The organism is Pseudomonas sp. NPDC087029, from assembly GCF_044745345.1.
GTDB lineage: Bacteria > Pseudomonadota > Gammaproteobacteria > Pseudomonadales > Pseudomonadaceae > Aquipseudomonas > Aquipseudomonas faucium.
The window spans coordinates 50064-75446 of sequence record NZ_JBIVAB010000010.1; the positions used below are offsets into that span (position 1 = coordinate 50064).

Here is a 25383-nt window from a genome sequence, read left to right on the forward strand (position 1 = left end):
TGGAAAAAAGCCCCGGCAATCGGTACCCTTGCGCCACTCTTCGCCATCACCCCGGACCGTTACATGCTGTTCAATTTCCTCGTGCTGATCGGCACCCTGGTGGCCATGGAAGGTGTCGGCACGCTGGCACACAAGTACATCATGCATGGCTGGGGCTGGTGGCTGCACCGCTCGCACCACGAGCCGCAGCTGGGCATGCTCGAGACCAACGACCTGTACCTGGTGGCCCTGGGCCTGATCGCCGCCGCGCTGGTGGCGCTGGGCAAGGCCGGGCATGCGCCGCTGCAGTGGGTTGGCGCTGGCGTTGCGGGTTATGGCCTGTTGTACGTGCTGGCACACGACGGTTTCTTCCACCGCCACTGGCCGCGCCAGCCACGGCCGCTGAACCGCTACCTCAAGCGCCTGCACAGCGCCCACCAGCTGCACCATGCGGTGAAGGGGCGCACCGGCAGTGTGTCGTTCGGCTTTTTCTACGCGCCGCCGCTCAAGGTGCTCAAGCGCCAGTTGCAGGCCCGGCGCGATCGCGGCTGAGCCTCAGTTCGCGGTTTCACCCTGCGCCTGCACACCCGCGTGGCCACGGCTCACCCACCAGCCGAACGCGCCGGCGGTGAAGAACATGATCAGGCTGTACAGCGCCGCCGGCACCGCCATGGTGGCGTTGTTCAGCAGTGACGGGCTCAAGGCCAGGGCGATCGCCAAGGTGCCGTTGTGGATGCCGATTTCCATGCCGATGGCAATTGCCTGGCGCTTGGGGATGCTCAGCAAGCGCGGCACCCAGTAGCCCACGGCCAGGCTCACCAGGTTGAACAGCAGCGCCGCCAGGCCCACCACGGGCGCGTACTCGACCACCGTCTGCCAGTCCTTGGCCAGGGCCAGGATGATGGTGAACGCCAGAAACAGCGCCGCTACCAGCTTCATCGGTTTCTCCATGCGCGCGGCGAAGGCCGGCGTCAGGTGGCGGATCAGCATGCCCAGCGCCACCGGCAGCAGCACGATGGCGAACACCTGCATGACCTTGGCGAACTGCAGCGGGATGGCCTGGTCCGAGGCCATGAACCAGCTGAGCGAGAGGTTAACCAGCAGCGGCATGGTGAGGATCGCGATCAGCGAATTCACCGCCGTCAGGGTGATGTTCAGCGCCACATCGCCATGGGCCAGGTGGCTGAACAGGTTGGCGGTGGTGCCGCCGGGCGAGGCGGCCAGCAGCATCAGGCCGACCGCCAGGGCCGCTTCCAGGCCAAAGCCGTTGGCGATCAGGAAGCACAGCAACGGCAGCAGCAGGATCTGGCACACCAGCCCGACCACCACCGGCTTGGGGTACTTCACCACCCGGGCGAAGTCGGCCAAGGTCAGCGACAGGCCCAGGCCCAGCATGATGATGCCCAGGGCCAGCGGCAGGAAGGCGGTGAGCAGCGGCGAGGCGGTCATGGGCAGGCTCTCGGATAAAGGATGCGCAGAGTCTAGGTGGGCCTTTTGCGATAGCTAATTGCACCCGGCCAGTACTTGGTAACTATTTATTACCGAAGCAACCGCCGGCCCTGCGGCATTGGCCGCGTTGCGGTAGCGGTGCTTGCGCAGTAGCATTCGCGCTTTTAGCGAAAGGATTAGCCTGTCATGCCGTTCCAGCAAGGTCTGCTTGCCACCCCCGTGCCGCCCCACGCCCGCCACCTGTTCTTCACCTTGCAGGCGCCAGAAGCGCTGCCTGCGGCGCTGGATGCACTGCTGCCGCACGTGGATGGCCAGCGCCTGATCGTCGGCATCGGTGCACCGTTGGTGAAGGCGCTGGGCCGCGAGGTGCCGGGCCTGCGCGCATTCCCGCAGCTGGATGCCGCGGTGGAGAACCCGAGCACCCAGCACGCTCTGTGGCTGTGGTTGCGCGGCGAGGAGCGCGGCGACCTGCTGCTGCAGGCCCAGGCCCTGGAACAAGCGCTGGCCCCGGCCCTGCGCCTGGCCGACAGCGTTGACGGCTTCCTGCACCGCGGCGGCCACGACCTGACCGGCTACGAGGACGGCACCGAGAACCCGGTCGACGCCGACGCCGTCGAAGCCGCCATCCTCAATGACGCACAGCCGGGCCTGGCGGGCTCCAGCTTCGCCGCCTTCCAGCTGTGGAAGCACGACCTTGAGTATTTCAAGTCGCTGCCCCAGGCCGACCAGGACAACATCATCGGCCGGCGCCTGAGCGACAACGAAGAGCTCGATGACGCCCCCGAATCGGCCCACGTCAAACGCACCGCCCAGGAAAGCTTCGAGCCCGAGGCCTTCATGGTGCGCCGCTCGGTGGCCTGGGCCGACAGCCGTGGTGCGGGCCTGGCGTTCGTCGCCCTGGGCCACAGCCTGCAAGCCTTCGAGGTGCAGCTGCGGCGCATGAGCGGCCTGGAAGACGGCATCATCGATGGCCTGTACCGCTTCAGCCGCCCGCTGACCGGCGGCTACTACTGGTGCCCACCCATGGCCGAGGCCGGCCTGGACCTGAGCCTGCTGCTGCAGGGCTGAGCCAAAAACATCCCGATACAGAAACACCGGCCCGGGTAGGCCGCAGCGGCTAGCCTTGGAAGTTTCCGACTCATGACGGGAGCTTTGCCATGTACGGTCGTCGCGATGTCCTACGAGCCGGTGCGGCCTTGGGCGTGCTGGCCGCCAGCCCCTGGTTGCACGCCGCCACATCCCCCGAGTTGCTCAGCCGCAAGGTCCCGTCCAGCGGCGAGGCCTTGCCAGTGATCGGCGCTGGCACCTCCGGCAGTTTCGAGGTAGCGCCGGGCTCGCCCGAATACCAGCAGCTCAAGGTGGTGCTCAAGGCGTTTTTCGATGGCGGCGGCAAAGTCATCGACACCTCGCCGAACTATGGCGGCGCCGACGCCGTGCTCGGCCAGTTGCTGGAGGAGGGCGGCTGGCACCGGCAATGCTTCATCGCCACCAAGATCGCCGCCGACAGCCGTGCCGATGCCGAGCGCCAGTGGGCCGGCAGCCTCGAGAGCCTGCGCACCGACGAAGTCGACCTGCTGCAGATCCACAACCTGCGCGACTGGCAGACGCAACTGCCCTATGCCCGCGAACTCAAGCAGCAGGGCAAGACCCGCTACGTGGGCATCACCCATTACCTGAACAGTGGCCACGACGAAGTCGCCAGCATCGTGCGCCGCGAGCCGCTGGACTTCATCCAGATCAACTACTCGGTCAACGCCCCCCACGCGGCGCGCGAACTGCTGCCGCTGTGCCAGCAAAAGGGCGTCGCGGTGCTGATCAACCGGGCGTTCGACGATGGCCGGCTGTTCGCCAAGGTCAAGGATCAGGCGTTGCCGGCCTGGGCCGCAGAGGCCGGTATCGGCAGCTGGGCGCAGCTGTTTCTCAAGTTCGCCATCAGCCACCCGGCGGTGACCACGGTGATTCCCGCCACCGGCCGCCCCGAACGCCAGCTCGACCAGCTCAAGGCCGGGCACCCACCCTTGCTCACCCAGGCGCAGCAACAGGCGCTGATCCAGCAATTTGCCTGAGCCATGGCCAGTTGGCGCAAGCGGCTGGACCAGGGGCTGAACATCCAGCCCGGTGAAGGCCCGGCGGTGGCCGCGGGCCTGGCGCTGTTCTACCTGCTGTTCACCGGCTACTTCATGCTGCGCCCGGTGCGCGAAACCATGGGCGTGGCCGGGGGCGTGGACAACCTGCAGTGGCTGTTCACCGGCACCTTCATTGCCACCCTGGCATGCCTGCCGCTGTTCGGCTGGCTGGCCTCGAAGGTGCAGCGCCGGCATATCCTGCCCTGGACCTACGGGTTTTTCGTCAGCAACCTGCTGCTGTTCGCCGCGCTGTTTGCCCGCAGCCCGGATGATGTATGGCAGGCGCGGGCCTTCTATATCTGGCTGTCGGTGTTCAACCTGCTGACCATTTCGCTGGCCTGGAGCGTGCTCACCGACCTGTTCAGCAACGCGCAGGGCAAACGCCTGTTCGGCCTGCTGGCGGCAGGGGCGAGCCTCGGCGGCCTGAGCGGCCCGATACTCGGGGCCTTGCTGGTCGCGCCGCTGGGCCATGCCGGGCTGGTGATGCTCGCCGGGGTGTTCCTGCTGGGCAGCATGGCGGCCGCCGGTTATTTGCAGCGCTGGCGCGACCGCCAGCCACTGCCGGCCCACAACGCACAGCCTGCTTCGCGGCCACTGGGTGGCAACCCCTTTGCCGGGGCAACGGCGGTGTTTCGCTCCAAGTACCTGCTGGGCATCGCCTTGTTCGTGGTGCTGCTGGCCAGCGTCAGCACCTTCCTGTACTTCGAGCAGGCGCGCATCGTCAGCCAGACCTTCCCCGACCGCACCCGCCAGACCCAGGTGTTCGGCCTGATCGACAGCGTGGTACAGGCCCTGGCGATCCTCACCCAGGTGTTCATCACCGGGCGCCTGGCCCGGCGCATGGGCGTGGGCGTGCTGCTGGTGGCGGTGCCGCTGGCGATGGCGGCAGGCTTTTTGTGGTTGGCGCTGGCACCGGTGTTCGCAGCCTTCGTGGTGGTCATGGTGGCCAGGCGCGCGGGCGAATACGCGCTGGTGCGGCCCGGCCGGGAAATGCTCTTCACCGTGCTGCCGGCCGAGCACAAGTACAAGGCCAAGAACTTCATCGATACCGTGGTGTACCGCGGCGGCGACGCCTTGAGTGGCTGGCTCAAGCGCGGCCTGGACGTGCTCGCCGAGCACCCGCAGCTGGCGATGCTGATCGGTGCGCTGCTCGCCGTGGCCTGGGGCGTGACCGGCGGCTGGCTGGGCAGGCGCCAGCGGCAGCTGGACAAGGGCGGCTGACAACCCGGCGCACCAAATACACCCAGGCCGTTTATTTAACGCCACCGGTCCGAACGCTTGGCAATAAAACGAATCCCTCGCTATCGCCGAACTCCGAACCTATGTACGGCATCTTGCCGTGCACTTTCGAAGTCACATGAGGTTTCAGACCATGGCTAACAAAGAGAACAGCCGTACCGGCAGCCAGGGCGGCCAGGGTGGCACCAAGAACCCAGGCAACTTCGCCAATGACCGGCAGAAAGCATCCGACGCCGGCCGCAAAGGCGGACAATCCTCCGGCGGCGGCATGGCTCAGGACCGCGAGTCGGGCCGCAAGGATGCCGACATGCACAAGGACCGCGAGTCAGGCCACAAGGGCGGCCGCTCGTAATTGAGGCCAGCGCAGTGCCGGGGCGATCCCGGCGCTGCAATGCCTGGCGCGGTGCAAGGCTTGCAATCGGGCAGGGTTCATCGACAATGGCAGCGCCCTCGCTAGCCATTCGGACCGCCCGCTCCATGATGCTGATCAAGCAATTCCCCCATATTTCCCTGGCCGACACCCTGTTCGTCTTCGCCCTCGAGGCCGAAGCCGGCAGCGTGTTCGCCCACGTCAACACGGTGTTCACCGGCATCGGCAAGGTCAATGCCGCCATCGCGCTGACCAAGGCCATCCAGCAGCAGCGCCCCAAGCTGATCGTCAACCTCGGCTCCGCCGGCAGCCAGCGCTACGGCAAGGGCGAGGTGGTGTGCTGCACGCGTTTCGTGCAGCGCGACATGGACGTGACGCCCCTGGGCTTTGCCCGCTACCAAACCCCACTGTCGGACATCCCGGTGCTGCTGGAGCATGGCCAGGCGATCCCCGGCCTGCCACTGGGCACCTGCGGCAGCGGCGACAGCTTCGAGGTCAACCACGGCGAGGCGCCCTACGACATCGTCGACATGGAAGCCTACGTGCTGGCCTTGATCGCCCGCAGCGAAGCCATCCCGTTCGTGTGCCTGAAATACATCTCCGATGACGCCGGCAGCGACGCCGCCGACGATTGGTCGGTGCAGGTCCACCTGGCGGCAGAAGCCTTCCAGCGTGTGCTGTTCACCGACACCCGTGGATTGAAGTAAACCTTCCCGCCGCCACGCAGTCACTTCCAGTAAGTGCCCGCACTTTTCGGGCCGAGGAGGTGGCTGATGAGCTTTGTCTGCCTGCTGCGTGGCTGCCACTGGCGTGTCCTGGCCAGCCCCTACACCCACCTGCATTGCCAGCTCTGCGAGCGCTGTGGCGCGATGCGCTACAGCCAATCCCTGCAACCCTAGGAGGCTCGCCATGGCCAGGGCAATCTGGAAAGGCGCGATCAGTTTCGGCCTGGTGCATATCCCGGTCTCGCTCAACACGGCCGTGCGCACCGAGCGGGTCGATTTCGACTGGCTCGACAAGCGCAGCATGGAGCCGGTGGGCTACAAGCGCATCAACAAGGTCACCGGCAAGGACATCGACAAGGACAACGTGGTCAAGGGCGTCGAGTTCGAGAAGGGCCGCTACGTGGTCATCAGCGAAGACGAGATCCGCAAGGCGCGGCCCGAGGCCACGCAGACCATCGACATCTTCTCTTTCGTCGCCGCCAGCGAAATCCCGCTGCAGCATTTCGACACCCCGTACTACCTCAGCCCCGACCGGCGCGGCGGCAAGGTCTATGCGCTGCTGCGCGAAACCCTGGAAAGCACCGGCAAGGTGGCCCTGGCCACGGTGGTGCTGCACACCCGCCAGCACCTGGCGCTGCTGCGCCCGCTGGACGAGGCGCTGGTGATGATCACCCTGCGCTGGCCCGAGGAAGTGCGCGGCGTGGAGTCGCTGGAGCTGGACAAGAGCGTGACCGACACCAAGGTCGACAAGCGCGAGCTGGACATGGCCAAGCGCCTGGTCGAGGACATGAGTGGGCCGTGGGCGCCAGACCAGTACCACGACGCGTTCCGCCAGACCATCATGGACCTGGTCGAAGAGAAGGCCAGCAAGGGCAAGATCAGCGTGGTCGACAAAGGCGAGGGCGCGAGCGAGAAGAGCGCCGACATCATCGACCTCACCGAGCTGCTCAAGCGCAGCCTCGGCGGCAAGGGCACGAAGAAGGCGCCGGCAGAGAAAAAGCCGGCCAAGCGCCCGCGTAAAGCTTCGTGAATTACTGCAACGTAGCCTCCAGGCTCGCCAGGTAATCGCCGAACCCCTCCCGCGCGCGGCTATCACGGCGGCTGCTGGTCGCCACGCTGTGGCGCGCCGTCCACACGATCTGCGCGCCACTGGCCTCCAGGTCATGGACCAGTTGCACATCCTCGTGCGCGGCCAGCGGCCGAAACCCTCCCACACGCTCGTAGGCCCGTGCGCACACGCCCAGGTTGGCCCCATGGATATGCCGGTGCCCCTCGCACATCTGGTAACCGCTGAGGTAGCGCTTGCGCAGCGCCGCCCGTTGCCAGGGCTGCCAGCGGGCAACATGCACCGTGCCGCAGACCACCTCGGCGGTGCAGGCCAGCTGTGACAGCAACCAGTGCGGCGGCACCTGGCTGTCGGCATCGGTACAGGCCAGCCAGCTGGCCCCGCGCTCGAGCATCAGCGCCGCGCCGAGCCGGCGCGCCATGCCGACGCAGCCGGCTTCCACCGCCAGCGTGTGCACCCCGTGCTGGCGCGCGACGGCGGCGCTGCCATCGCTGCAGCGGTCCAGCACCACCAACACCTCGACCCGCTGGCCGGCCTGTTCGGCCACCGCCACGGCCGCTGCCATGGCCTTCAGGCAACGGCCCAGGCGCCGGGCTTCGTTGTGCGCCGGTATGACCACGGCAATCATGGGCAAGTCTCTTGCAAATCGACCACGCTGGGCTGGCACGACCAGTACTCCAGCAGAAAGTCCGCTTCTTCATGGCGCAACAGCGGATACAGCGGCAGGTGCCTGGCCAGCAGGCGATGCACCGCCCGGCCATCCTGCGGGCAGCCCTCGATGGGGTGGCGCCAGTGGCAGGCGAGGATGGCGCCGTCGGGGGTGAGGCTTGCCACCGATTGCTCGATCACCTGCAGCCAGTCGGTCGGGTTCAGGTAATAGCCGACTTCGCTGAGCACGATCAGGTCGAACTGCCCACCCGGCCAGTCGCCCGGCAGGCGCCCCTGGCTGACCGAGGCCTGGGGCAGCTCGGCCAGCCGCTGGCGGGCCAGGCGCACTGCGGTGGGGTCCAGGTCCTGGCACAGCAGCTCGGCGCAGCGCTCGGCGAGCACGGCGCTCTGCTCACCGTTGGCGCAGGCCGGCTCGAACACCCGTTGGTACTGCTGGCGCGGCAGGCACGCCAGCAGCAGGTCGCGCTTGCGCCGCTCGTACCAGCGCGTGCGAAAGGCCCAGGGGTCCTCGTTGTGGGCATAAAGGTCGGCAAAATAGTGCGCATCGAGGCTCATGACCTTTGTTCTCCTAGAGAAAGACCAGTTCGAACGGCTGCAGCAGGCACTCCAGCAGGTGGGCCGGCAGCACCGCAGGGCGCCCTTGGTCCGGTTCGAGCTGGCTGTGGTGCGCGGCCAGGGCCTGGCGCTTGCGCGCCAGGCGCGCTTCGTCGAGGGCGATGCGGTGCGCGCGAGGCCAGGGCAGGCGCGGGTCGTCGGGCTGCGCCCAGTGCCAGGCCCAGACCGGCACCTCGACCAGCTGCACCTTGCGCGCCTGGGCCGCCTGCGCTGCAGCGCGGCCAAGGGCTTCATGGTCACAATGGCCATCGCCGCGCCAGGTGGTCATCAGCAGGTCATCGGGGCGCAGCAGCTGGTTCAGGTGGTTGACCAGGAAGGCTTCGTCGCGCGGCAAGGCGCCGTCTTTGAGGTGCAGGCGCCGCCAGTCCAGCTGGTTGAGGTCAAGGTCCAGCTGCTGCAGGGCATGCCGGCTTTCCAGCGGCCGCTGGCGACGCAGGCGGTGTTCGGTCCAGGTGGGCGAATCGGGGTGGCTGCCTTCGCCGTCGGTGGCGGAAATCAGCAGCAAGTCCTGCTCGCGGCCCTGCAACCCGGCCAAGAGGCCGCCGGCCATGAGGATCTCGTCGTCCGGGTGCGGCGCCAGCAGCACCAGGCGCCGGCCCGGCGGGCACAGCTGATCGGGGTTGACCCAACTGGCCCGGGCCAGGTGCGCCGATTGCTGCCAGTCGGCCCAGGGCGTGCCGCTGCTCGCTTGAATCAGGTTCTCGCTCATAACTGCCAGGCTCCTGCCGGCACCTGGGCCAGCTGTTGTCCAAGGGCGGCCAGGTCACGTTCGGCGTGGCTCTGGCGCAGGTACACCGGCAAGTCGGCGCTCAACCGGGCGAAGTGGCTGCTGCGGCAGAACGGCGTGGCGCCCAGGGCGCGGCCCACGTGGCGAATCACCTGCTCGACCGCCTGTTCGACCTGGGCACGCACGCGGCGCACCGCGAAACTGGCATCGGCGCCGGGGTTGCGGTCGATCCACGCCGCGCACTCGCGCAGCGCTGCGCGGGCGCCGCACAACGCCGCGTCGACTGCGCCCAGGTGGGCCTGGGCATGCGGGTCGGGGCGCGGCTTGCGGCATTGCTCGCGCAGGTAATCGGCCAGGGCTTCGGCGGCGCCATACCAGCAGGCGGCAATGCCCGCGCCGCCATGCCAGAAGCCTGGGCGCGACAGGTATTGCCCGGGCTGGCCAACGGCGATGCCGGGCGCGTCGTCGAACGCGATCTCGACGCTGGTGGTGGTGGCCATGCCCACCGCCTGCCAGTGGTCCACCTGCAGGTGCTGGCGGGCATGGGCCAGCTCGATGGCGACCAGTTGCGGCTGGTCGTCATCGGCCCAGGCGGTGATCAGCGCCCGGTCGATCTGCAGGGCGCCGGAACACCAGGCCTTGCGCCCGGCCAGGCGCACCTGGTTGCCGTCGCGGGCGACGATGCGGGCGCGGGCATCGGGCGGCTCGGCGGCCCACACGCCCCACACGCCATCGCCCACCCGGTGCGCGGCGCCGCATTCGGCGAGGATCGCCAGGGCATCGGTGTGGCCTTCGTACAGTTTCGCCAGGGCCAGGTCGCAGCCGGCGATCCGCGCCAGGGTCTGCCAGCGCTGCAGGGTATGGCCCTGGCCCGGCAGCGGCAGCACGTCCAGGTGTTCGGCCAGCAGCGCCTGCATCAGCGCGGCCAGCTGGGTGTCGAGGTTCAGGGCCTGGGGGCGCTCGCTGAAGGTGCGCAACAGGCTGTCGAGGGTGTTCAAGTCGAAATCCTGAATGATGCTCATGCCATCCCCATCTGCTTGCGCATGCGCGCGGTGATCGATTGGCGGGTCTTGCCCAGGGCCGCCCAGGGGTCCTCCAGGTCGGCCAGGCGCTCGGCCAGGTTGCCGATGTGCCATTGGTTGGCGCCCTTGAGCTGGGCCAGCTCCTCGCGCCAGATCGGCACCGACACCGGCAGCCCCTCGCGGGCGCGCAACGAATAGGCACACGCGGTGGTGGCGCCCTGGCCGTTGCGCAGGTAGTCGATGAAGATCCGCCCGACCCGGTTTTTCGAGCCGGACACGGCGCTGAGGCGGTCGGGGAACAGCTTGGCCAGGTAGTCGACGATGGCGTGGCTGAAGTCCTTGACCGCGTCCCAGCTGTCGCGCCGGGTCAGCGGCACCACCAGGTGCATGCCCTTGCCGCCGCTGGTCTTGAGAAACACCTTCAGGCCCAGCTCGTCGAGCAGGGTCAGGGTCAGTTGGGTGGCTTCGAGCATGGCCTTCCAGGGCAGCGCCGGGTCCGGGTCGAGGTCGAGGACGAAGCGGTCGGGCTTGTCGAAGTCCTTGTCGGTGGCGTTCCAGGTGTGCAGTTCGAGCATGTTCATCTGCACGGCGCCGAGCAGGGTGTCGGCGCGGTTGATGACCATCGCCGCCTGGCCGGCTTCAGCCTTGTCGTAGGTGAGCACGTTGGGGATATGCAACTGGCCGGCGTTCTTCTGAAAGAACAGCTCGCCGGCCAGGCCCTCCGGCGCCCGCACCAGGGCCACCGGGCGGTGCTTGAGGTGCGGCAGGATCCACGGCGCTACCTGGGCGTAGTACTCGGCCACATCTCGCTTGGTGCTGCCGGAGGTGGCGTCGATCACCCGGTCGGGGTGGGTCAGGCGCAGCGTGCCCAGGGGCTCCTCGTGCGCTTGGCTTTTTTTGGCAACCTTGTTGCTGGGCATCGGGCGCTCCAGGTCGATGGCAGTGGCAGGCTTGTCGTCGCGCAGGCCATGGAACACCGCATGGCGCACCGAGCCATCGCGGGTCATCTGGGCATAGGCGACTTCGGCCAGCAGTGTCGGTTTCAGCCAGTGCACGCCCCGCGCCTCGGCGCCGGTCGGCGGGTTGGCCAGGGCCGGCTTGGCCGCCTGCAAGGGCTTGAGGCGGGCGTGGATGCTGTCCAGGGTCGCGGCGCTGAAGCCGCTGCCGACCTTGCCGGCGTAGCGCAATGTGCCGCTGTCCGGGTCATGCAGTGCCAGCAATAGCGCGCCGAAGCCGCTGCGGCTGCCCTTGGGGTCGGTGTAGCCGACGATCACGAACTCCTGGCGCTGCTTGCACTTGAGCTTGATCCAGTCGGCGCTGCGCTTGCCCAGGTACGGGCTGCCCAGGCGCTTGCCGATCAGGCCTTCGAGCTGCAGGCGGCAGGCGCTGTCGAGCAGCGATTCGACCGGCTGGTCGAAGTCGGCAGAAAACTGCAGTTCGTCGGCCGTGCTGGCTTCGAGCAGCTGGCGCAGGGTGTCGCGGCGGTCTTCCAGGGGCAGTGGGCGCAGGTCCTGGCCGCTCAGGTAGAGCAGGTCGAACAGGTAGTAGACGATCTGCTCGTCGTTGTCGGTGTCGAAGGCGTTCTGCAGGGCCTGGAAGTCGGAAACGCCGTGCTCGCCGTTGACCACCATTTCGCCATCGAGCCACGCAGAATCCAGGCCCAGCGTTCGCAAGGCGGCGACCTGGCGGGGCATCTTGGCGCTCCAGTCGTGGCCGTTGCGGGTGAACAGGCGCACATCGTCGCCGTCGATACGCGCCAGTATCCGGTAACCGTCGAACTTGACCTCGTATCGCCAGTCGCCACTGGGCGGTGAGTCGACCAGGGTGGCGAGCTCCGGCTGCAACGTGTCGGGCTGGGCGGCCCGTTTGCGCCTGGCAGGTGCCTTGGCGCTCTTGGCGGGGCGTTGCGACACCAGGGTGCGGTCACTGAGCACGCTGTCGGGTTGGGCCTCGACCACGCTGTACTCCTGCTCGCTGCGGGCCTCGCCATCGTTGGACTTGACCAGCATCCACTGCTCTTTCTTGCCGCCCAGGTGGGTGCGGAACAGGTTCCACACGCCATTGAGCTTCTCGCCCTGCAGGCGAAAGCGCAGCTTGCCCTTGGCGTAGGCGTCCCGGGCATTGCCCTCTGGCTCCCAGACGCCGCGGTCCCAGACGATCACATCGCCGGCGCCGTAATGGCCTTCGGGGATGTTGCCCTCGAAGCTTGCGTAGTCCAGCGGGTGGTCCTCCACGTGCACGGCCAGGCGCCGCACCTTGGGGTCCAGCGACGGGCCCTTGGGGAGGGCCCAGCTTTTCAGCGTGCCATCGAGTTCCAGGCGAAAGTCATAGTGCAGGTGGCTGGCGTCGTGCTTCTGGATGCAGAACTGCAAGGCATGGGCCTTGCCCCGCCCGCGCTTGCCACTGGGCTCGGGGGTGGCGTTGAAATCGCGCTTGCGCTGGTACTCCTGCAGGGGCTTGGCCATGGCGGGCTCCGGGACGGTACGCGGGTCTCTAGAAGTTGGGAGGCAGCAGGGCGCGGGCGAGTTCAAAATATCGCCGCTGGAAAAACTCTGAATCATTGCCCGCCGGGCGCAGTCGACCGCATGTAGCGAATGCACTTATCCACCTGATGGAGAACCGACATGGCCCGACCAGACGACCCCAAGCCTTACACCCCGCCCGAGATCGACGACACCGAGGACCGCATGGGCAGTGTCCACGAGCTGGACTTCGATGAGCGCAACGACGAACGCCAAGGCCGCGTAGGGGATGAGCGCCCGGCACGGGAGGTCGATGAGGAGTTTCCGCCGCGCCGGGTGGCCGAAAGCGGCATGACCGGTGGCGAGGCGCTGAGCGACAGCGCCCACGAGGACAACGTCACCTGGGACGACATGAGCCCGGACACCCTGATCGATGAAAGCGGCGCGCGCGACGCCGACGAGCCCGGGGGAGACGACGGCCCCGCCGACCAGATGCTGCGCCGGGTGGATGAGCGCGAGATCGGCGGCGGCATTGGCCTGGACGAAGCTGAACTGGCCCGCTCCGACCCCTTGGACGGCGAGCCATGGACCGATGATGTGGTGGACGACGACACGAGGAAATGACCATGAACGAGCAACGCTGCGCCTGTGAGCACTGTTCCTGCACGGTGGGCGAGAATGCCGTGATGCGCGAGGGTAAGGCCTATTGCTGCGAAGCCTGTGCTTCCGGGCACCGTGGCGGTGAGCCTTGCCGCATGGGGAATTGCACGTGTGCCAAGGCTGCACGGCCTGGCCAGAGCCAGTAGCGACCACTGCGGTGCATGGCCAGGGCTTCGCCCTGGTTCGCGGGGCAAGCCCGCTCCCACAACAAAAAGCACCGGCTGCGAGATTGTTGTGGGAGCGGGCTTGCCCCGCGAACCCCGGCAAAGCCGGTGCCAGGCTCAGTGCGTCTGCCAGATACCGTTATTGCGCTCGCAGTCGCTGCGCGCCTGCCCCAGGCTCGGGGTGTCGTAGTAATAGGTAATCACCCGCGCATCCTTGGACAACGCTGGCCGCGTCGACGGCTCGGCGCCGCCCACGGCTTTCGGATTGGCCAGCGCCTCCTGGGTCAACGGCGCGATGCAGCTGCCGACGCTGCCATCGGCGCAACGCGCCACCTTGTGCTTCTGGCTATTGAGCATCTCCTTGCTTTCATTGCTGCACGACCAGTTGATGGCCTCGGCCGGCATGTTGCTGAAGCTGTAGCAGGTATGCCCCTCCACAGGCTTGACGGCGTTGCTCGAAGAGCGGGTCGTCACGTCACAGGCCTCGGCCAGCACCTGGGTACTGACCAGGCTGCCCACCAGCACCACCCACACAAATGAACGCATGTGCCACCTCCCGGGCGTTTCGGCCCGTGTTCAGGTCTTGCGTAAAGTCGCTTTACTGCGTTGGCGCATGGTCCGTGCGCGTTTCTCCAGCACCAGGTACGTGACCACCGCCAGCAGCAGCGGGATCAGGTAGTACAGGGTGCGATAGCCCAGCAACGCCGCCACCAGGCTGCCCTGACCCAGCTGCCCATGCAGCAGCGCCAGGAACACCGCTTCGAGCACGCCCAGCCCGGCAGGAATGTGCGCAACCACCCCGGCCACGCAACTGATGAGCAAGATGCCGAGAATCGATGGGTAGAACAGCTCGCCCGGCAGCAGCCAGTGGATCAGCGCCGCCATCAAAGCCCAGTTGCTCGCGCCCAGCGCCACCTGGCACAGCGCCAGGCGCAGCGAGGGCAGGGTGATCTCGTGCTCGCGAACATGCCACGTACGTTTCTTGGCGAAGGCACAGGCCAGCAGGTAGCCCAGCGCGATCGCCAGCAAGGCGAAACCGATGATCTGCAGCCCGGTAACGCCCACCGCCCAGTTTTCCGGCAGCTTGACCAGGCGCAGGGCGAACACCGTGCCCGCCAGCAGCATGTAGCCCATCCAGTTGGTCAGCAGGCCCAGGGTGAGAATCCGGGTAATGGTCGCGTTATCCAGGCCCAGCCGGCCATACAGCCGGTAGCGCAAGGCCACGCCACCGACCCAGGTGGTGAAGTTCAAGTTGAAGGCATAGCAGACGAAGGCCACCGGCAGCACCTGCCGCGCAGGCAGCTGGTGCCCGGTGTAGGCGCGTGCCAGCAGGTCGTAGCTGGCGAAGGTCAGGTAGCTGCACAGCGCCAGGCCCAGCCCGATCAGCAAGGTGCTCGGCTTGTACGCCACCAGCGACTGGCGCACTTCGTGCCAGTCCAGGTTGCGCGCCAGGGTGTACAGCAGCACCGGAATCAGCACGATGAAGAGCACGGTCAGCAGGCGCTTGGCCCAGCGGTGCCAGCGTTTGTCAGCCATCAGGTATTGCCCTCGTGAAGGTCGCCCTGGGCCTGTACCTCAGGCTGCAGCGAGCGCAGCCGCTGGCGGTGCGCCGGGAACCAGCCGGCGATACGCGGGAAATGCCGGATGACGTGGAAGCACACGAAAATCAGCGGCGCCCGCCACCAGTAACCGCGCACCATGCGCTCCAGGGTCACGGCCTTGCACTGCTCGCTGGCCAGGGCGCTGAGGTGCTGGTGCAGGTGCTGGTTGAACGCCCGGTCACGGATCAGCAGGTTGGCCTCCAGGTTGAACGACAGGCTCAGCGGGTCGAGGTTGCTCGAACCCACGGTCGACCATTCATCGTCCACCAGCGCCACCTTGCCGTGCAGCGGCCGCTGGCAGTACTCGTGGATGTGCACGCCATCGCGCAGCAGGTAGTTGTACAACAGCCGCGACAGGGCGCGGACCCAGCGCATGTCTGGCTGGCCCTGCAAAATCAGCGTCACCTGCACCCCGCGGCGGGCGGCGTTGCGCAGTTCACGCAGCAGGCGGTAGCCGGGGAAGAAGTAGGCATTGGCGATGACGATGCGCTGGCGTGCAGCGCGCAGCGCCTGCAGGTAGCAGGCTTCGATGTCGGTGCGCCGGCGGGCGTTGTCGCGCTCCACCAGCACGGCACTGGCCGGCCCTGCGGCAGCCACTTGCGGGCGCACCTCGCTGGGTGGGTCGAGCACTGGCGCCATCAGCCTGCGGCTGGAGGCATGCACCTGGGCCACCACCGGCCCGCACACTTGCACCGCGTAGTCCTGCTTGGCCATCGGCCCGTAGTCGCCCAGGTGATCGGCGCTGTAGTTGATGCCGCCAATGAACGCCAGCTCGCCGTCGATGACCACGATCTTGCGGTGCAGGCGGCGGAACAGGTTGGTGCGCATGCCGGCCAGGCGCGGTTGCGGGTCGAAGGCGTGAAAGCGCACACCGGCTTCGGTCATGGCCGCGACGAAGGCGTCCGGCAAGTCCGCCGTGCCATAGCCATCGACCGCCATTTCCACCCGCACGCCACGCTGGGCCGCGTCGATCAGCACCTGCTTGAGCTGCTGGCCGACCTTGTCGTCGAAGATGATGAAGGTTTCCAGGAGGATTTCCTCGCGTGCCTGGGCCATGGCCTCGAACACACGGGGGTAGTAGTCCTCGCCATTGACCAGCAGCTCAACGCTGTTGCCTTGTGTCCAGGGTCTGTTCACAGGCTGATCTCCGCGGCCAGGGGGGCGTGGTCGGAAAGGTGCGACCAGGGGTATTTGGCCAGCACCTGGGCCTTGCTCGGCAGGGCATTGCGCAGGTAGATGCGGTCCAGGCGCAGCAGCGGCAGGCGCGCCGGGAAGCTGCGCGCGGGGCTGCCGTAACGCTCGCCGAAGGCTTCGACCAGGCGCTGGCCGAGCACGGCATCGGCTTTCAGGCGCCAGTCGTTGAAGTCGCCCGCGACGATCACCGGCGCCTTGGCCGGCAGGCTGTCGAGCAGGTCGAGCAGCAGCTGCACCTGGCGTTGCCGGTGCGCTTCGCGCAGCCCCAGATGCACGCACACCGCATGCACCTGGTCGTGGCCGGGCACCTCCAGGCGGCAATGCAACAGCCCGCGCTCCTCGTTGCCGTGGATCGAGACATCGAGGTTGCGGTGCTCGACGATGGGGAATTTCGACAGCAGCGCGTTGCCGTGGTCGCCATGGGGGTAGACCGCGTTGCGGCCATAGGCGAACTGCGGCCACATGCTGTCGGCGAGAAATTCGTACTGCGGCGTCTGCGGCCATTCGGGGTGGCGCTGGGCATGCTGCTGGTGGCTGCCATGCACCTCCTGCAGGAACACCAGGTCGGCGCCGCTGGCGCGCACCGCTTCGCGCAGCTCCGGCAGGATGAAGCGCCGGTTGAACGGGGTGAAACCCTTGTGCACGTTGATCGTCAGCACGTTCAGGCGGTGCACCGTGGTCAGCCGGTCGGCCAGGCTGTCGGGGGCGGGCAGGGTGTCGTTCACAGGGCCACCTCCGGCTCGACACCCGGTTCGGTCAGCAGCGGGCCGTCCAGCGACAGTTTGTCCAGCAGGCGCCTGGCGTCGTAGGGCGCATGCACCTTCTGGTCATTGTCGAAATAGCAGTAGATGTCACGCGATGCGCGGCGCCGTGGCGGGCGCGCCAGTACCAGCTGGGCATCGTCCGGCTGGCCGCCGTGGCTCCAGCGCTGGATGCGCTGCTGCCAGCGGCGCAGGGCACGGGCGGTGTAGCCGCTGCTGTAGAGCTCGACGTCGCCGTGCAGGCGCAGGTAGACGAAATCGGCGGTGAGGTCTTCGACATAGGGCCATTTGCCGGCGCTGTCCGCCACCACCAGCGCCACCTTGTGCTTGCGCAGCAGCTTGATGAAGGCCTCGCAGAGGAAGCTCTCGTTACGGATTTCCACGGCATGGCGCAGGCGCGCATTGCCGCGCCCCAGGTTGCTGATGTTGCCGCGCAGGCGCTCGGCACAGGCCCGGGCACAGGCGCGTGCTGCTTCATGGTCCTGGGGCAGGCGTTCGAGGAAGTGGCTGAAACGGGCTTCATCGAACTTCATGTTCGGTGGGAACTGCCAGAGGATCGGCCCCAGCTTCTTGCCCAGCTGCAACGGCCCCGAGGCGAAGAAGTTGGCCAGCGGCTCGTCGATGTCCTTGAGCCTGCGCACATGGGTGATGTAGCGCGGCGCCTTGACCGCGAAGACGAAGCCGTCCGGGGTGTCGTCACGCCAGTGCTGGTAGCGCTCTGGCGTCTGCAGGCTGTAGAACGAGCCATTGATCTCGATGCTGTTCACCGCCCGCGAGGCGAACGCCAGCTCGCTGTGCTGGGGCAGGCCTTTGGGGTAGAAATCGTTGCGCCAGGGGCCATAACGCCATCCGGAAATACCGATGCGGATCTCGCTCACACTGCCGTCCTCGCTGCCAGGTGTCCTTTGAACTGCGACCGGGTGGGCAAGGCCAGGGTTCAGCGCGGTTGACCAGTGGCGCAGCGGCGAGGGCAAGGGAACTTTGCCGCAGCGCGCCTCTCCACCGAAGGACGAACTGGTGAGGACCGGTGGCATGAAATTCGACCGTTTCGCCCAATGGCTGGCCAACTGGACAGGGCGCCCGCTGTCCTTCGCTGTCGCCTTGTTGCTGATCCTGGTGTGGGGCCTGAGCGGGCCGCTGTTCCACTTCAACGACACCTGGCAACTGGTGATCAATACCTCGACCACGATCATCACCTTCCTGATGGTGTTCCTCATCCAGAACACCCAGAACCGCGACAACGACGAGCTGCACATCAAGATTGACGAGCTGCTGCGCACCACCCGCCGCGCGCACAAGGCGCTGCTCGACCTCGAAGACATGGACCCGGCGCAGCTGCGTGCCCTGCGCAAGCAGTACCAGCTGATGGGCGAGCGCGGCGACGACGATGCGGGTGCGCAAGAACAGGACGACCCACGCGAGGCCAGGAAATGACCCGCCCAACCCGGAGGCAAGCATGGCCAGACACATCATTCACTTCACCGGCCCGATCAACTCATCCACCTGCGGCAACCTGATCAACACCTGCGCCAAGGCGTTGCAGCAGGGCGCCGAGCTGTTGCAGCTGAACATCGCCACCATGGGCGGGGAGTGCAGCTACGGCTTCACCCTGTACAACTTCCTGCGCACCCTGCCGGTGCCGCTGCACACCCATAACCTGGGCACTGTCGAGTCGATGGGCAACATCCTGTTCCTGGCCGGCGAGCACCGTACCGCCTGTGCCTACAGCAAGTTCCTGTTCCACCCGTTCCACTGGACCTTGCACGGCTCGGTGGACCATGCGCGCATGGCCGAATATGCCATGAGCCTGGACTATGACCTGCGCCTGTACGCGCAGATCGTCGCCGAGCGCACCCAGGGCAGCAGCGAGGTGCTGGACGTGGCCCGTTACCTGATGGCCTACCCGCGCATTCTCGGGCCGCAGGAGGCGCTGGCTAGCGGCATGATCCATGCCATCGACGAAATGCCCATCGAGGCCGAGATGGCCCAGTGGAGCGTGCATGCCTAAGGCGCAAAGCCTGCGCGCAAGCAATTGCCGAAGCGGCGTTTGGTGCCGCCGGTCAGTCGGCGCCAATCCGATTGAGCAGAGGGGGCGATGGGCGGCTCGCAAGTAGGGCATGGTCAAAGTTCATGCGTCCCACCCATCCAGCGCAAGGAGATACCCGATGGCTCGTGACCCACAGCGAACCGGACAACGTGGCGGTACCAAGGAAACCAACCCCGGCAACTTCGCCAATGACCGCGAACGGGCGGCGCGTGCCGGCCACAAGGGCGGCCAGGCGTCGGGCGGCAACTTCGCCAACGACCGCGAGCGGGCCGCCGAGGCAGGCCGCAAAGGTGGCCAGAACAGCCACGGTGGCGGGCGTCAGCCGCAATGACCGGCACCCAGGCGAGGCCCGCGGGCCTCGCCTGCTGATTTTGTTCGACAATTTTTTGAATCTTTCGCCACGGGCGTCACTCAATGAAGAGTCATCCATGGAGAACAGGAGGGCCCCGTGATGCCTAATCCCGCGCTGTACATCATCGACTACCAACTGCACGGCGAACCGCGCAGTTTCATCATTCGCCTGGACCGCCTCGACAATGCCGAGGCCTGGCATTGGGCGAGCTGTGATGCGGGGATCGGCATCATTCCCAAGTTCGGGCGGGAGAAGATCAAGAAGGTCAGCCGGCCCATGGCCGAGCGCTACGGCATCACGGCCGTGAGTTGGCGGGTCTCGGGGGAGAGGCCCGCTTCCAGCACTCAAGCCCCGGATTCGGGGTCGCTGGCCGGCACGCCAGGCTGATGCGGGTCGTCGTCGGCGACACTGGGGTCGGCATCCGGGTCGTCGGCGCGGTCGTTGCGTTTTTCCGGGTCCAGTTCGGGCCAGTCATCCTGGGCGTTGCCGCCGCCCATTCTGAATAAAGCGTTCATGGCTATCTCCCTTGGTGGTTGATGCTCGTTGGAGTGCGGGGGGGCCATGGACGATCGGTTTTTGTGGGGGCTTCACCGACCGATGGTAGTGGGCCTCAGGGGTTTGGCGGGCGAATTGCAGCGATCATGAGATCGAGCGCCGCCCGCGCGGCGCATCGCGGATAAATCCGCTCCTACATTTGTTGCAACGTGCCACGGTCTGTCAGGCCATGGTTGTCCGCCTTTGGTGCCCGCCGAGAAATCGTGTCGTGCCACCCAGGCTTACAACCATGGCCTGTAGGAGCGGATTTATCCGCGATGCGCCGCGCGGGCGGCGCTCGATCTCACACCCACCAAACCTCTCTCTACGGGCCCCTCACCCCTGACGCTTGAGCACCAAGGTCAGGATGTCATAACTGGCCACCAGCTCACCCAGCTGGTTGGTCACCTCCACATCCCAAGCCACCACCCCTTGCGGTTGCCCCAGCGGGCTGGTCTTGCCCTGGTCGATCTTGCGCTTGCAGGTCAGGCGCGCCTGAATGGTGTCGCCAATGCCCACCGGGTTGATGAAGCGCAAGGTGTCGAGCCCATAGTTGGCCAGCACCGGCCCCTCACCTGGCGACACGAACAACCCGGCGGCCGCCGACAGCACGAAGTAGCCGTGGGCGATGCGCTTGCCGAACTGCGACGCCTTGGCCGCGATTTCGTCGAAGTGCATGTAGAAGTGGTCGCCCGACAGGCAGCCGAAGTTGACCAGGTCGGCTTCGGTCACTGTGCGCCGGTGAGTCAGCAGCGACTCGCCGATGCGCAGCTCCTCGAAGTAGCGACGGAACGGGTGCACCTCGGTCTCGATTACCTCGGCGCCACGCACGTACTCGCCGGTAACGGCGCTGAGCATGCTCGGCGAGCCCTGCACGGCGGCGCGTTGCAGGTAATGCTTCACCGCGCGCAGGCCGCCCAGCTCTTCGCCACCGCCCGCACGGCCCGGGCCGCCATGCTTGAGCTGCGGCAGCGGCGAGCCGTGGCCGGTGGACTCCTTGGCCGCTTCGCTGTCCAGCACCAGCAGGCGGCCGTGCCAGGCCGCGGCCACCGGGATGGCCTTGGCGGCAACCGCGCGGTCGGCGGTGACCAGCGAGGCCACCAGGCTGCCTTTGCCGCGTGCGGCCAGGGCCAGGGCTTCATCGAGGTCGTCATAGGCCATCAGCGTGCTGACCGGGCCGAACGCTTCGATATCGTGGGCGCCGCCTTCGGCATGCGGGTCGCGGGCCTGCAGCAGGGTCGGGGCGAAGAACGCGCCTTCGGCCACGCCCTCGCCACGCGGGGCAAAGCCGTCGCTGGCGCCGAAAATCTGCTCGCAGCTCTGCAGCAGGCTGCGCACGCGCTCGCCAACGTCGCGCTGCTGGTCATGGGAGGCCAGCGCGCCCATGCGCACGCCTTCGACGGACGGGTCGCCCACCACCACCTTGCTCAAGCGCTCACGCAGGCGCGTGGCAACGGCATCCAGGTGCTTGGCCGGGACGATGGCGCGGCGGATGGCGGTGCATTTCTGCCCGGCCTTGGTGGTCATTTCGCGCACCACTTCCTTGATGTACAGCTCGAACTCTTCGCTGTCCGGGGTCACGTCCGGGCCGAGGATGGCGCAGTTCAGCGAGTCGGCTTCGGCGGTGAACGGTACCGAGTTGCGAATCAGGTTGGGCGTGACGCGCAGCTTGGCCGCAGTGTCGGCGGAACCGGTGAAGGTCACCACGTCCTGGCCCTGCAGGCGGTCGAGCAGGTCGCCGGTGCTGCCGATCACCAGCTGCAGGCTGCCCTCTGGCAGCAGGCCCGAGGCATTCATCAGGCGCACCACGGCTTCGGTCAGGTAGCTGGTCGAGGTCGCCGGCTTGACGATGCACGGCATGCCGGCCAGGAAGGTCGGGGCGAACTTCTCCAGCATGCCCCAGATCGGGAAGTTGAAGGCATTGATGTGCACGGCCACGCCGGCGCGCGGCACCAGGATGTGGCTGCCGGCGAAGTGGCCTTGCTTGCCCAGCGGCATTGCCGGGCCTTCGTGCACCAGGTTGCCCGAGGGCAGCTCGCGGCTGCCGATGCCCGCGTAGGAGAACAAGGTGGCGTTGCCGCCTTCGATGTCGATCCAGCTGTCGGCGCGGGTGGCGCCGCTGTGGTGCGACAGCGCGTAGAGCTGCTCCTTGCGCTCGGCCAGGTACAGGGCCAGGGCCTTGAGGCGCGCGGCACGCTGCTGGAAGTCCATTGCCATCAATGCCGCAAGGCCTTGCACGCGGGCGAACGCCACTGCTTCGGCGAAGTCTGGGCGCTCTTCGTGGCTGTAGGCCAGGACATCGCCATTCAAGGCGCTGCGCAGGGCCTGGGCGCCGTGCTGGCCGATCCAGCGGCCGGCGATGAAGCTCTGCAGGGTTGGGGCGTCAGACATGCTGTTCTCCAGTGCTGTTCTCAAAAGGGGTAGGGCGCTGTTACCACAGCGCCAGGGTGTAGCCGATGATCAGGCGGTTTTCGTCCACGGCATTGGTCAGGCCATTGCCGGAACGGAAGGTGACGTTGCGCCAGCGCAGGCTCACGTCCTTGAACGGGCCGCTCTGGATGACGTAGGTCAGGTCGGTGTCGCGTTCGCGCTCGCGGCCGTTGCTGACCGTGGCGGTTTCGGCGTGGCGCCCGTCGGTGTAGCGGGTCATGAAGCTCAGGCCAGGGATGCCCAGGGCCACGAAGTCGTAGTCGTAGCGCAGTTGCCAGGAGTCGAGCCCGGCGCGGGTGAAGGTGTTGTAGGTCACCAGGTTGACGGTGAACGGGTCGCCGCCATTGACGAACGGGAAGGCGCTGTCACCGGACATCTGCTGCCAGGTGGCGGTGAACTTGTGGGCCTTCACGCCGAGGGTGAACATGGCGTTGAAGTTGCGGTTGTCGATGTTGCCGGCGCGTTCGGCGCCGTCGTCGCGGCTGTCGAAGTAGCGCAGGTCGCTGCGCAGGCTCAGGCCTTCACCCAGGGGGCGGGTGTCGACCAGGCCGACGAACTGCTGGCGGTAGATGTCTTCGAGCTTGGCGTAGTAGTAGCTGACGCTGGTCTGCGGGGTGAGCGCGTAGCTGCCGCCGGCAAAGTCCAGGTGGTCGCTGCTGGCGGCGCCGTAGCCCATGTCGTCGCGCCCGGACGAATCGCGCAGGTTGACCTTGCTCAGGCGCCCGGCGTTGACCGTGAGGTTGCCCAGCTCCTGGCTGGTCAGCTGGCCGCCCTGGAAGGTCGAGGCCAACAGGCGCGTGTCGTTGTACATCACCACCGGCAGCATCGGCTGCAAGGTGCCCAGGCGCAGGGTGCTCTTGGACACCCGCAGCTTGCCGGTCAGGCCCAGTTCGCTGTAGTCGTCCACCGGCTCATGGCTGTTCGGGCCGAATGGCAGCAAGCCGGTGTTGCGCCGGTCGCGGCTGGAGTCGAGCTTGATGCCGAGCTGGCCCATGGCATCCAGGCCAACGCCCACCGGGCCTTCGGTGAAACCGGACTCGACACGGGCGGTAAAGCCCTGGGCCCATTCTTCGGCCTTGGCCTGGGGCGCGTTGCTCTGGCGGAAGTCGCGGTTGATGTAGTGGTTGCGCAGGTCCAGGCGTGCGTGGCTGTCGCCGATGAAGTCGGCCGACGCCGGCAGAGGCAGGGCCAAGGTCGCCATCCAGGCAGCGGATTTGAGCTGTATGCGGTTCATTGTTGTTATACCCGACATGGTCAATGTTCAGTGCTTGCTGGCGCCGGCAGCGCCGATCCCGGTCATGGAGCGGATGAACTGGGCCAGGTAGCGGCCGCGCTCCTGATGGGCGCGCTCGGAGCCGTCGGTGACCGAGAACACCCAGGCGCCGAGGAACGCCAGGCTCATGGAGAACAGGGCAGGGTTGCTGTAGGGGAACAGCGCCTGTTCGTGGTGCAGCACGTTGACCCACACCGCCGGGCCCAGCACCACCAGCACGATCGCCGAGGCAAGCCCAGCCATGCTGCCGCACACCGCGCCTCGGGTGGTCAGGCCCTTCCAGAACATCGAGAGCAGCAGCACCGGGAAGTTGACCGAGGCCGCCACCGCCAGCACCAGGCCGGAAAGGAAGGCGATGTTCTGCGACTCGAACACCAGGCCCAGCACCACCGCGAGCATGCCGATCACCAACGTGGCGATGCGCGACACGCGCATTTCTTCCTGCTCGCTGGCCTGGCCCTTGCGGATCACGCAGGCATACAGGTCGTGGGACACCGCCGAAGCGCCGGACAGCGCCAGGCCCGCGACCACGGCCAGGATGGTGGCGAACGCCACGGCGGAGATGAAGCCCAGGAACAGGTTGCCGCCCACGGCCTGCGCCAGGTGCACCGCAACCATGTTGCCGCCGCCGATGATCGCGCCGCTGGCGTCGCGGTAGGCAGGCTCGGTGCCGACCATGACGATGGCGCCGAAGCCGATCACGATCAGCAGCAGGTAGAAGTAGCCGATGAAGCCGGTGGCATAGAACACGCTCTTGCGCGCTTCCTTGGCATCGCTGACGGTGAAGAAGCGCATCAGGATATGCGGCAGGCCGGCAGTGCCGAACATCATGCCCAACCCCAGGGAAATCGCATCCACCGGGTTCGACAGCAGGCCGCCCGGGGCCATGATCGCCTGGCCCTTGGCGTGCACGGCCACGGCGTTGGCGAACATCGCCTCGGTGCTGAAGCCAAAGTGCTTGAGCACCATGAAGGCCATGAAGCTGGTGCCCGAGAGCAGCATCACGGCCTTGATGATCTGCACCCAGGTGGTGGCCAGCATGCCGCCGAAGGTCACGTAGGCGACCATCAGCACGCCCACCAGCATCACCGCGTACAGGTAGCTGATGCCGAACAGCAGTTCGATCAGCTTGCCGGCGCCGACCATCTGCGCCACCAGGTACATCAGCGCCACGGCCAGGGTGCCGAACGCCGAGCTCAGGCGCACCGGGGTTTGCGCCAGGCGGTAGGAGACCACGTCGGCGAAGGTGTACTTGCCCAGGTTGCGCAGCCGCTCGGCGATCAGAAACAGGATGATCGGCCAGCCGGCCAGCACGCCCAGGGCATACAGCAGGCCGTCGTAGCCGTTCATGAACATCATCGCGGAAATGCCCAAAAACGACGCCGCGCTGATCATGTCGCCGGCGATCGCCAGGCCGTTCTGCATGCCGGTCAGGCCGCCGCCTGCGGTGTAGAAGTCGCTGGCCGAGCGGGTGCGCAGGGCCGCCCAGCGGGTCACCAGCAAGGTGAAGCAGACGAACACCATGAACATCGAGATGGCAGTCCAGTTCATTGCGCGCACTCCTGCTTGACCTTGTCGTTGAGCGGGTCGAGCACATTGTTGGCGCGATGGACGTAGATGCCGGTGAGGGCGAACGACACCAGCACCATGAGCACCCCGACCAGCATGCCGACGGTGGTCACCCCGCCGCTCAGGGATTGGCCCAGGGTGCTGGGCGAGAAGGCCACCAGCAGGACGAAGCCGTAGTAGATCGCCAGCATGGCCAGGGTCAGGCCGCCGTTGAGGCGGCGTTTGCGCCGCACCAGGTGCTGGAAGTCGGGGTGATTGCTGATGCTTTCGATGTGTTCGGGGGTCATGGCAAGCGATCTCTGGTTTTGTAGTTGTTTTTTGAGGTCACGCGGATGTTGCGGTGTTGCTG

The 25383-nt window shown here is 66.9% G+C and carries 28 protein-coding genes and 2 pseudogenes; 14 read left to right on the top strand and 16 right to left on the bottom strand.

What is annotated here, in order from left to right; genetic code table 11:
- Positions 1-63: 63 nt before the first annotated feature.
- Complete coding sequence (locus ACIPG5_RS16950; protein WP_176511285.1) at positions 64-531, top strand: sterol desaturase family protein; 468 nt, start codon at positions 64-66, stop codon at positions 529-531.
- Between the two features lie 3 nt (positions 532-534).
- On the opposite strand, the gene ACIPG5_RS16955 is transcribed toward ACIPG5_RS16950, so the two are convergent.
- On the bottom strand, positions 535-1428 hold the full coding sequence (locus tag ACIPG5_RS16955; RefSeq protein WP_176511127.1) for a bile acid:sodium symporter family protein: 894 nt from the start codon (positions 1426-1428) through the stop codon (positions 535-537).
- A gap of 186 nt (positions 1429-1614) precedes the next feature.
- On the opposite strand from ACIPG5_RS16955, the gene ACIPG5_RS16960 reads away from it, so the two are divergent.
- From ACIPG5_RS16960 to ACIPG5_RS16990, 7 genes are all read left to right on the top strand, one after another.
- Positions 1615-2496: a Dyp-type peroxidase gene (locus ACIPG5_RS16960; protein ID WP_401376476.1), complete on the top strand. Its 882-nt coding sequence runs from the start codon at positions 1615-1617 to the stop codon at positions 2494-2496.
- An 89-nt stretch (positions 2497-2585) separates the two neighbouring features.
- Positions 2586-3494: an aldo/keto reductase gene (locus ACIPG5_RS16965; protein ID WP_401376478.1), complete on the top strand. Its 909-nt coding sequence runs from the start codon at positions 2586-2588 to the stop codon at positions 3492-3494.
- Between the two features lie 3 nt (positions 3495-3497).
- The gene (locus ACIPG5_RS16970; protein WP_401376480.1) at positions 3498-4775 is read left to right on the top strand and encodes an NTP/NDP exchange transporter; all 1278 of its coding nucleotides are present in this window, start codon (positions 3498-3500) and stop codon (positions 4773-4775) included.
- A gap of 151 nt (positions 4776-4926) precedes the next feature.
- The gene (locus tag ACIPG5_RS16975) at positions 4927-5145 is read left to right on the top strand and encodes a general stress protein (RefSeq protein WP_176511133.1); all 219 of its coding nucleotides are present in this window, start codon (positions 4927-4929) and stop codon (positions 5143-5145) included.
- Between the two features lie 125 nt (positions 5146-5270).
- Positions 5271-5870 carry a nucleosidase gene (locus ACIPG5_RS16980; RefSeq protein ID WP_401376483.1) on the top strand — a complete coding sequence of 200 codons (600 nt, stop codon included), beginning with the start codon at positions 5271-5273 and terminating at the stop codon, positions 5868-5870.
- 66 nt (positions 5871-5936) lie between these two features.
- A complete protein-coding gene (locus ACIPG5_RS16985; protein ID WP_401376486.1) occupies positions 5937-6062 on the top strand; it encodes a PSPA7_2676 family Cys-rich small protein in 126 nt (41 codons plus the stop codon).
- A gap of 10 nt (positions 6063-6072) precedes the next feature.
- Positions 6073-6918, top strand: coding sequence for a Ku protein (locus ACIPG5_RS16990; RefSeq protein ID WP_286914685.1), 846 nt, complete (start codon positions 6073-6075; stop codon positions 6916-6918).
- A gap of 1 nt (position 6919) precedes the next feature.
- Here the strand turns inward: ACIPG5_RS16990 and ACIPG5_RS16995 are convergent, their stop codons facing one another.
- From ACIPG5_RS16995 to ligD, 5 genes are read right to left on the bottom strand one after another with little or no spacing between them, the layout of a single operon-like run.
- Complete coding sequence (locus ACIPG5_RS16995; RefSeq protein ID WP_176511136.1) at positions 6920-7582, bottom strand: glycosyltransferase family 2 protein; 663 nt, start codon at positions 7580-7582, stop codon at positions 6920-6922.
- The gene (locus ACIPG5_RS17000) at positions 7579-8178 is read right to left on the bottom strand and encodes a bifunctional 2-polyprenyl-6-hydroxyphenol methylase/3-demethylubiquinol 3-O-methyltransferase UbiG (RefSeq protein ID WP_176511137.1); all 600 of its coding nucleotides are present in this window, start codon (positions 8176-8178) and stop codon (positions 7579-7581) included. The genes ACIPG5_RS16995 and ACIPG5_RS17000 overlap by 4 nt, the downstream gene beginning before the upstream one ends.
- A gap of 13 nt (positions 8179-8191) precedes the next feature.
- Complete coding sequence (locus ACIPG5_RS17005) at positions 8192-8947, bottom strand: PIG-L deacetylase family protein (RefSeq protein WP_401376490.1); 756 nt, start codon at positions 8945-8947, stop codon at positions 8192-8194.
- Positions 8944-9987 (bottom strand): acyl-CoA dehydrogenase, encoded by a 1044-nt coding sequence (locus ACIPG5_RS17010; protein ID WP_401376493.1) that lies wholly within the window; start codon positions 9985-9987, stop codon positions 8944-8946. Before ACIPG5_RS17010 ends, ACIPG5_RS17005 begins: the two co-directional genes overlap by 4 nt.
- Positions 9984-12452: a DNA ligase D gene (ligD, locus tag ACIPG5_RS17015; protein ID WP_401376496.1), complete on the bottom strand. Its 2469-nt coding sequence runs from the start codon at positions 12450-12452 to the stop codon at positions 9984-9986. Before ligD ends, ACIPG5_RS17010 begins: the two co-directional genes overlap by 4 nt.
- Positions 12453-12611: 159 nt before the next feature.
- Here ligD and ACIPG5_RS17020 point away from each other — a divergent pair, with 159 nt between their 5' ends.
- Positions 12612-13073, top strand: a complete 462-nt coding sequence (locus ACIPG5_RS17020) for a phosphotransferase system, HPr-related protein (protein WP_236235881.1) — start codon at positions 12612-12614, stop codon at positions 13071-13073.
- A gap of 2 nt (positions 13074-13075) precedes the next feature.
- Positions 13076-13255, top strand: coding sequence for a metallothionein (locus tag ACIPG5_RS17025; protein ID WP_314613871.1), 180 nt, complete (start codon positions 13076-13078; stop codon positions 13253-13255).
- 135 nt (positions 13256-13390) lie between these two features.
- On the opposite strand, the gene ACIPG5_RS17030 is transcribed toward ACIPG5_RS17025, so the two are convergent.
- The 5 genes from ACIPG5_RS17030 to ACIPG5_RS17050 are packed head-to-tail and all read right to left on the bottom strand — an operon-like array spanning position 13391 to position 17707.
- A complete protein-coding gene (locus ACIPG5_RS17030; RefSeq protein WP_176511143.1) occupies positions 13391-13819 on the bottom strand; it encodes a hypothetical protein in 429 nt (142 codons plus the stop codon).
- 30 nt (positions 13820-13849) lie between these two features.
- On the bottom strand, positions 13850-14809 hold the full coding sequence (locus tag ACIPG5_RS17035; protein WP_401376500.1) for a lysylphosphatidylglycerol synthase domain-containing protein: 960 nt from the start codon (positions 14807-14809) through the stop codon (positions 13850-13852).
- Complete coding sequence (gene clsB, locus ACIPG5_RS17040) at positions 14809-16011, bottom strand: cardiolipin synthase ClsB (protein ID WP_401376502.1); 1203 nt, start codon at positions 16009-16011, stop codon at positions 14809-14811. Before clsB ends, ACIPG5_RS17035 begins: the two co-directional genes overlap by 1 nt.
- A complete protein-coding gene (locus tag ACIPG5_RS17045) occupies positions 16008-16793 on the bottom strand; it encodes an endonuclease/exonuclease/phosphatase family protein (protein WP_401376505.1) in 786 nt (261 codons plus the stop codon). Before ACIPG5_RS17045 ends, clsB begins: the two co-directional genes overlap by 4 nt.
- Positions 16790-17707, bottom strand: a complete 918-nt coding sequence (locus tag ACIPG5_RS17050; RefSeq protein ID WP_286914700.1) for a DUF72 domain-containing protein — start codon at positions 17705-17707, stop codon at positions 16790-16792. Before ACIPG5_RS17050 ends, ACIPG5_RS17045 begins: the two co-directional genes overlap by 4 nt.
- 154 nt (positions 17708-17861) lie before the next feature.
- Here ACIPG5_RS17050 and ACIPG5_RS17055 point away from each other — a divergent pair, with 154 nt between their 5' ends.
- The 4 genes and pseudogenes from ACIPG5_RS17055 to ACIPG5_RS17070 all read left to right on the top strand — a co-directional run bounded on the left by ACIPG5_RS17055 (position 17862) and on the right by ACIPG5_RS17070 (position 19615).
- Positions 17862-18263 (top strand): low affinity iron permease family protein, encoded by a 402-nt coding sequence (locus ACIPG5_RS17055; protein ID WP_236235875.1) that lies wholly within the window; start codon positions 17862-17864, stop codon positions 18261-18263.
- 22 nt (positions 18264-18285) lie between these two features.
- Complete coding sequence (locus ACIPG5_RS17060) at positions 18286-18837, top strand: ATP-dependent Clp protease proteolytic subunit (RefSeq protein ID WP_176511149.1); 552 nt, start codon at positions 18286-18288, stop codon at positions 18835-18837.
- A 160-nt stretch (positions 18838-18997) separates the two neighbouring features.
- Positions 18998-19207: pseudogene (locus ACIPG5_RS17065) on the top strand (general stress protein); the annotation flags it as partial.
- A gap of 120 nt (positions 19208-19327) precedes the next feature.
- Positions 19328-19615, top strand: a complete 288-nt coding sequence (locus ACIPG5_RS17070) for a DUF6555 family protein (RefSeq protein ID WP_176511286.1) — start codon at positions 19328-19330, stop codon at positions 19613-19615.
- On the opposite strand, the gene ACIPG5_RS17075 is transcribed toward ACIPG5_RS17070, so the two are convergent.
- From ACIPG5_RS17075 to ACIPG5_RS17095, 5 genes and pseudogenes are all read right to left on the bottom strand, one after another.
- Positions 19573-19743, bottom strand: a complete 171-nt coding sequence (locus ACIPG5_RS17075) for a hypothetical protein (protein ID WP_176511151.1) — start codon at positions 19741-19743, stop codon at positions 19573-19575. The two genes, ACIPG5_RS17070 and ACIPG5_RS17075, sit on opposite strands and share 43 nt — an antisense overlap.
- Positions 19744-20098: 355 nt before the next feature.
- Positions 20099-22153 (bottom strand): phenylacetic acid degradation bifunctional protein PaaZ, encoded by a 2055-nt coding sequence (gene paaZ, locus ACIPG5_RS17080; RefSeq protein ID WP_176511152.1) that lies wholly within the window; start codon positions 22151-22153, stop codon positions 20099-20101.
- Positions 22154-22193: 40 nt separating this feature from the next.
- Positions 22194-23426 (bottom strand): OprD family porin, encoded by a 1233-nt coding sequence (locus ACIPG5_RS17085; RefSeq protein ID WP_176511153.1) that lies wholly within the window; start codon positions 23424-23426, stop codon positions 22194-22196.
- Between the two features lie 27 nt (positions 23427-23453).
- Positions 23454-25022 (bottom strand): annotated as a pseudogene (locus ACIPG5_RS17090) (cation acetate symporter); the annotation flags it as partial.
- Positions 25013-25321, bottom strand: coding sequence for a DUF485 domain-containing protein (locus ACIPG5_RS17095; protein WP_176511155.1), 309 nt, complete (start codon positions 25319-25321; stop codon positions 25013-25015). The pseudogene ACIPG5_RS17090 and the gene ACIPG5_RS17095, both read right to left, overlap by 10 nt.
- Between the last annotated feature and the right edge of the window lie 62 nt (positions 25322-25383).